Source organism: Kribbella ginsengisoli (assembly GCF_039537185.1).
Taxonomy (GTDB): domain Bacteria; phylum Actinomycetota; class Actinomycetes; order Propionibacteriales; family Kribbellaceae; genus Kribbella; species Kribbella koreensis.
The window spans coordinates 1-1,411 of the sequence record NZ_BAABAA010000039.1; the positions used below are offsets into that span (position 1 = coordinate 1).

The 1,411-nt window shown below is 66.1% G+C and carries 1 protein-coding gene; it reads left to right on the forward strand.

Annotation, left to right across the window (positions count from 1 at the left end; all coding sequences use genetic code 11):
- Window positions 1–123: 123 nt before the first annotated feature.
- Window positions 124–1,359: an IS256 family transposase gene (locus tag ABD768_RS42905; protein ID WP_344850737.1), complete on the forward strand. Its 1,236-nt coding sequence runs from the start codon at window positions 124–126 to the stop codon at window positions 1,357–1,359.
- Window positions 1,360–1,411: the final 52 nt, after the last annotated feature.

Below are 1,411 nucleotides of genomic sequence, written 5' to 3' on the forward strand. Positions count from 1 at the left end.
AGTTGAGTCCAGCAGAGTGGTGTACGGCGAGATCCTGGTGATGCGCGGGGCGGAGACGTGAGCGCGGTCATCGGGTGATCCTTCGAGTGATCTCTCACAACCGACTCGAAGAAGGAAACCGCGATGACCGCTGGCTCCAGTATCGACCCTGCCGAGTTCCTGCACGAGCATCTCGAGCAGGCCAGCCCGGATCTGCTGCGTGAACTGATGGAAGGGTTCATCAACAAGCTGTTGTCCGCCGACGCCGACAGCGTGTGTGGCGCCTCGTATGGTGTGCGCGACCCCGATCGGGTGAACTCCCGCAACGGCTACCGGCACCGCGAGCTCGACACCAGGATCGGGACGCTGGATGTCGCAGTCCCGAAACTGCGCGAAGGCACCTACTTCCCCGGCTGGCTGCTGGAGCGGCGCCGCCGCGCCGAAGCAGCACTCACCAGCGTGGTGGCCACGTGTTACCTGCTCGGGGTATCCACGCGCAGGATGGACCGCCTCGTGCAGTCCCTGGGGATCACCGGCCTGTCCAGGTCGCAGGTCTCGGTGATGGCCAAAGACCTCGACGAGCTGGTCCGCGACTTCCGCGAACGTCCCTTGAACGAAGGCCCGTACACATTCCTGGCCGCTGACGCGTTGACGATGAAGGTCCGCGAGGGAGGCCGGGTGATCAAGATCGCGGTCATGGTCGCGACCGGTGTCAACGCCGACGGGTTCCGCGAGATCCTCGGTGTCGCCACCTCCACGGCCGAGTCAGGGGCCGGCTGGAACTCGTTCTTCAAGGACCTGGTCGCCCGCGGCCTCAACGGCGTCGCACTCGTCACCAGCGACGCGCACGCCGGGCTCGTGGACGCGATCGGCGCGAACCTGCCCGGCGCCTCGTGGCAGCGGTGCCGGACCCACTACACCGCGAACCTGATGGCGACCTGCCCCAAACACGCCTGGGGCGGCGTGAAAGCGATGCTGCACTCGGTATTCGACCAGATCGACGCCACCGCCGTGCACGCGCAATACGACAAACTCCTCGACCAGATCCAGACCAGCCTGCCCGAGGTCCACGCCCACCTCGACGACGCCCGCGACGAGGTACTCGCCTTCACCACGTTCCCACGCGACGTCTGGCGACAGATCTGGTCGAACAACCCCAACGAGCGGCTGAACCGCGAGATCCGCCGCCGCACCGACGTCGTCGGAATCTTCCCCGACCGCGGCTCGATCATCCGCCTCGTCGGCGCCGTCCTGGCCGAACAACACGATGAATGGGCCGACGGCCGCCGCTACCTCGGCCTCGAAGTCCTCCACCGCAGCCGACTCACCCTCATCACCACCACCGAGGACAACACCACCACCGGCGCCATCAGCGCCTAACCACACAACGACGAAGGACCAACCGTCGTACACCACTCCATGGGACTTGACC

Bases quoted from the DNA above. Each gene is read 5' to 3' on its own strand.
- ABD768_RS42905 (WP_344850737.1), top strand. From the start codon at position 124: ATGACCGCTGGCTCCAGTATCGACCCTGCCGAGTTCCTGCACGAGCAT.